The sequence below is a fragment of the Prosthecobacter sp. genome, from assembly GCF_044378005.1.
Lineage (GTDB): Bacteria > Verrucomicrobiota > Verrucomicrobiia > Verrucomicrobiales > Verrucomicrobiaceae > Prosthecobacter.
Genome location: NZ_JBILYB010000259.1, coordinates 1 through 4,640, shown reverse-complemented (window position 1 = coordinate 4,640; position 4,640 = coordinate 1). Strand labels below are relative to the sequence as shown.

Annotated in this window: 5 protein-coding genes; 2 read left to right on the top strand and 3 right to left on the bottom strand. The window is 59.1% G+C overall.

All coding sequences use genetic code 11. The annotated features are described in order from the left end of the window. Nucleotides 1–175 precede the first annotated feature (175 nt). A complete protein-coding gene (locus AC6FTP_RS25665; protein ID WP_497209747.1) occupies nucleotides 176–1,093 on the bottom strand; it encodes a hypothetical protein in 918 nt (305 codons plus the stop codon). Nucleotides 1,094–1,219: 126 nt separating this feature from the next. Beyond that, a complete protein-coding gene (locus AC6FTP_RS25660) occupies nucleotides 1,220–1,645 on the bottom strand; it encodes a hypothetical protein (protein WP_497209746.1) in 426 nt (141 codons plus the stop codon). 107 nt (nucleotides 1,646–1,752) lie between these two features. Between AC6FTP_RS25660 and AC6FTP_RS25655 the strand changes: the two genes are divergently transcribed. Further along, nucleotides 1,753–2,568: a hypothetical protein gene (locus AC6FTP_RS25655; RefSeq protein ID WP_497209745.1), complete on the top strand. Its 816-nt coding sequence runs from the start codon at nucleotides 1,753–1,755 to the stop codon at nucleotides 2,566–2,568. Next, nucleotides 2,565–3,296 carry an RNA polymerase sigma factor gene (locus tag AC6FTP_RS25650; protein ID WP_497209744.1) on the top strand — a complete coding sequence of 244 codons (732 nt, stop codon included), beginning with the start codon at nucleotides 2,565–2,567 and terminating at the stop codon, nucleotides 3,294–3,296. The genes AC6FTP_RS25655 and AC6FTP_RS25650 overlap by 4 nt, the downstream gene beginning before the upstream one ends. A gap of 31 nt (nucleotides 3,297–3,327) precedes the next feature. Here AC6FTP_RS25650 and waaF read toward each other — a convergent pair. Beyond that, nucleotides 3,328–4,640, bottom strand: a 1,313-nt coding sequence (gene waaF, locus AC6FTP_RS25645; protein WP_497209743.1) for a lipopolysaccharide heptosyltransferase II, incomplete at its 5' end; no start/stop codon positions are given.

Below are 4,640 nucleotides of genomic sequence, written 5' to 3'. Positions count from 1 at the left end.
CGTGCTGGGCGTGACGGTGAACCACCTCAAAGTGGACATTCACCGCATGCGCAAGCGCTACCGCAGCCTGCTGGAAAAGGAAATCGCTGACACGGTGACCTCCAAAGAGGAGATCCAGGAGGAACTCCAGGCCCTCGCAGCGGCGTTTGCCGGATGAGCATTCGTGTTTGTGGCTTCATTGTCCCAGGCCTGCGACGGCCTGATACACCTGCGCATCGAACTGCTCAAACGCAGAAGTCACGTCCTGCCCGGTGCCGACGGCGGCCTCCATCTGGCGCGTGAGATCCTGCCTCAGGCGGAAGAGCTGCCGGAACTTCTCCTCGCTCACCTGCCCGCCCTGCTCACGGATGGCATGGCGGATTTCCGCCGCCATTGGCGAATTGCGGATCTCGAAGTCTTCGCGTTCCCGTGGTGTGAGCATGGCGGCCAGTTCCGCCTCACGCTGCGCGTCAATCCGCGTCAACTCATCCGCCAGATTCTCTATTGAAGCCTGCATGATGGCTTCACGGGCACGATCAAACACACCCGTCACCGCCTGCTTTTTCCCGGCATCCATGCCACTGCCGAAACGGAAGGCCGGTTTTGGGCGGCGGCTGTTGATTTCATCGACGGTGGTAGCGTCGAGCGGGCCAACCAAGGAGGAAAGAAAGGTGGCTTCCTGCTCGGCCACCTGGGCGAGTTCCTCCGCCATTTCCGCCTCGGTGTCATAGCTGGCGTCCCAGAAGGGAGTGTTTTCCTTTTCCACCAGTGCCATGCGGTCGTGGTCAAAGGAAGCGCGCACCTCCGCTGCCATGATCTGCTTAACTACGCGTTCAGGCAGGCCCGCGGCACGGAGGTTCCGGGCATACACGGCGAAGTCCTCACTTTCCAGGGGTGCCCAGTCGATTTTGGGCGGGGTGGCGGCAGAGGCCGATGAACCGGCGGCAGGCGTGACTGTTTCCGGAGAGAGCGGCTTGGCCAGCGTGACCACAGGCGCGGGCGGTTTGGACGGGCCGTTAACCTTGTGGCTGGCCTGCGGCTGCGGTGCGCCAGACGGAGCGTTTATGCTGCCATAAAACCACAAGCCTGTGATGAGAAGGGAGTAGGCGCTCAAGAGGGCCGTCCAAGGCAAACGGATTTGTTGTTTTGCACCGCAGTTGAAATTCATGACTAGAGTGGTAAGTCTGTGAAGTGTCGCCGCTTGGTGCGAAGCACCAAGCGGGAAGCTTTGAATGAATGATTATGGAACTACGCGGAAGCCCCAGCCTCCAATCAGATTTTCATTTGTTCCGTTGATAATAACACCCTTGGGGGCTTTGATAACTTCAACAAACCAGGGAATAGAAGCCACACCCTTATTTAGTTCCTCAGGAGAAAGGAACACCCTTTTGGGCACAATAAACTCCCCTCTTGCGTTTGTTGTTACGCGACCAACTTTTTCCTTTTCCTTCTTCTTTCCTGATCTTAAAATATAAACGTCTAGCATAACTCCACTTACTGGCCGATTCGAGGTCTGGACGGGAGCAGCCATTAGTTTTGCTGAAAAATGAACTGTACCCCCATTTTTGATCGCTGTTAGCCTAGTCATTGGTTTGACTTCAACAAACCCGGCTTTTAAGAAGCCCGAACTCTGAATTTCTTGTGCATAGCTCTGGATGGGAGCCATGAAGACGCTCAAGAGGCAAAGCAGAGCGAGGTGGATGAGACCACGGCGCTTGGACCGAGGGGAGGTGGAACTAGTTTGAGTTTGGTTTGTCGTTTTCATTGTCGTGTTTGTTTTTTGTCTTGTTTGTCTTGATTGCCGGTGATTCGGGCCTTGCCACTTGGCGCGGCGTTTCGCTTCCCGGTGATTCCCAAAGAGGGGTCACGCGGGATTTTCCGGAACGCGGGCGGTCAGTTTGGTGGTTTTCTTCACGGCGGGTTTGGATGACTTGGTTATCTGTTTTTTGGGTTTGGCTCGGTTCTTCGTTTTCGGCTGCCGGTGACCGGCTTCATCAGGCTCTAGTCAGGCCCGCCAAAAAGGTTACAGCCCTACTCCAATTATTTTTTTGCGTCTCCCGGCCTCACCTGCTAACCCCCCACGTCAGCGCCTCCTGTTGCCTTATCTGGTATGCACGTGCCGAGTGGGTGTTCCGAGGATTACTCGACCAAAGAAAAGAAGTGCGACGAAATGGCAGGGATGAGTTTTCCGCTCTGCGTCCGCGTGAACGTGAACTAGCACGGCAAAAGCTCACCACGACAGCAGCTGAGTCCAGCGTGCCAGTGCCCGGCCAGACTGCTGATCCTGTCGATGACCTGCTGCTGGGAAAAATCATCCAGCTCTGCATCGAACGAGAGTACGCCATCAGCGCGCGTGATTTCAAAAACCACGTCAAACATGCCTCTGCCATCCCAGCACTCGCCTGGATTCCCACGGTTGGTGAGTTTGCCACACATCGTGGAGGAGAGCCACTGGCAAAGCTCAGTTTGTGGGAAAAAGACCCCGGGCTGGCGCTCCTCAATCAGTCTGGCAAAGCCAAAGCCGCGCTTGCTTTGCTGCTGAAGTGGGAAACCACCTCGAATATCGTTCCCTTCCGCTTTAAAAAATGAACAACGAACCCTCTCACGCCCCCGATCTCTTTCTCATCACTCGCTGGAGTCTGGTCCTGAAGGCACGGTCCGAGCAGCCTGCGGAGGCTGGCAGGGCGCTGAATGACCTCTGTGCCGCCTACTGGTATCCCGTTTATGCCTACATCCGCCGCACCTGCGCCAGCCCGGAGGATGCTCAGGACCTGACGCAGGGCTGCTTCGCCGATCTGCTGGAGCGCCGCTACCTGGACCGCGCGGATCAAGGGCGCGGAAAGCTGCGCGCCTTCCTGCTGGCAGATGTGAAGCTCCATCTCTCCAACGAACGCGACCGTCAGAATGCCGCCAAGCGCGGTGGAGGAAGAATTATCGAGTCCTACGACCAAGCGCTGGCTGAGCAGCGCTACGGAGTGGAGCCCATGGACCATAATTCGCCTGAACAGCTCTTTGACCGCGCCTGGGCCACGACACTGCTTAACGGCGTGACCGAGACCTTGAGAAAAGAATTCGCCGCTAGAGGTCAGGAACCTGTTTTCGAGGCTTTGCAGCAGTTCATCGCCTGGAATGCCGGGGACGAGAGCTACGCCGATGTGGCGGCGAGACTCGGGAAAAGTGTCGGCGATATCAAAGTGACCGTACACCGCCTCCGCAAACGCTTCCGCGCCCTGCTGGAAAAAACGGTGGCGGATACCGTCACGACGCCGGAGGAGGTGCAGCAGGAGATTGGCATGTTGGCGGCGGCCTTTGGTTGATCTGCAAGCCACTAAACTTGATGTCTGCGTTTCAGCCGCGCAGACGCTTGAGCACAGCCCCAGCGACTTGATCGGGCGTGATCTTGGTGAGGCACTCGTAGTGGCCGAAGGGGCACTCGCGTTTGAAGCAGGGGCTGCATGGCACCTGATGGCGGAGGACGGTGTGCTGATCGCCCAGCGGACCTGTGAGGACGGGCTCGGTGGAGCCGAAGATGCTAACGGTGGGCACGCCCTCGGCACAGGCGAGGTGCATGGTGCCGGTGTCATTGGTGACGAGCAGCCGGCAGGTGCGGAGCTGGACGATGAGTTCGGCGAGCTTGGTCTTGCCGACGAGGTTGGTGTGCTTCACTTCGGTCCCCACGAGTGTGGAGAGCTGCTCGCCAGACTCAGCCTCTCGCGGAGCGCCAAAGAAGACCCACTCGATACCTGGATGCTGTGCGGACACCTGCTTGATGACGGCGGCGAAGCGATCCAGCGGCCAGCGTTTCGCGGGGCCGTATTCGGCTCCGGCACAGATCCCGATGCGGATTGGACCGCTGGCGGCGGGGCGTTCACGAGTTGGCACTGCGTCGGGAACATCGGCACCGATGACTCGGGCGATGTGCAGGTAGCGCTGGGTGTGATGCAGCGGCGGGCCTTTGATCTTGGGCTCGCGGATCTTCTGGCGGAGCAGCTTGCTGCGGAAGGAACCAGAGTAACCCACGAGACGCTCGATGCCGGCGAGCTTCAGCTCGAGGGTGCTGCGGGTGCTGTTCGTGAGCAGCACGGCGGTGTCGAAATGGATGCCGCTTTGTTTAATGCGGCGGGCGACGGCGAAGAGGCCTTCGTTGTCGGCCTTGCCGATGTAGCGGTCCACCTCGGGCTGCGCCTCCCAGAGATCGCGCAGTTTTTCGGGGCCAAAGACGGTGAGCTTCAAGTCGGGGCGGCCTGCTTTGATGGCGCGCACGGCGGGGAAGGCCATGCATGCATCGCCGAGCCAGTTTGGGGAGCGGAGGAGAAGCTCGAAGGGTTTTAGGCGGGCGGTGTCGTAGCCTGCTTCAAAGGCGATGCCACGGCGGTAACTGGGGAGCAGGAAGCGTGGGTTTGGAGTTTTCCAGCGGTTGTGAACCCAGAACCAACTGTGCGGCTGCACACGGACGAGTGCCTCCACGGCTTGGTTGATTTGAGCGGTGAGGCTTTCAAAGGTGGACTCGGGCGTGACTGGGATGCCAGGGCCGTAAGCGGCACGCCAGCGAGCGGGGCCGTCGTCATAAACGGCCAGTGTGACCATGACGGCCTTCGTACGCAGAGCGACCATGGAGGCGACGGGCGTGGTGGACGCGAGGCGGTCGAAAAACGGCGACC

What these genes read in the sequence shown, in the direction of transcription:
- AC6FTP_RS25660 (WP_497209746.1), bottom strand. Translation starts at nt 1,645, where the DNA reads ATGGCTCCCATCCAGAGCTATGCACAAGAAATTCAGAGTTCGGGCTTC.
- AC6FTP_RS25650 (WP_497209744.1), top strand. Translation starts at nt 2,565, where the DNA reads ATGAACAACGAACCCTCTCACGCCCCCGATCTCTTTCTCATCACTCGC.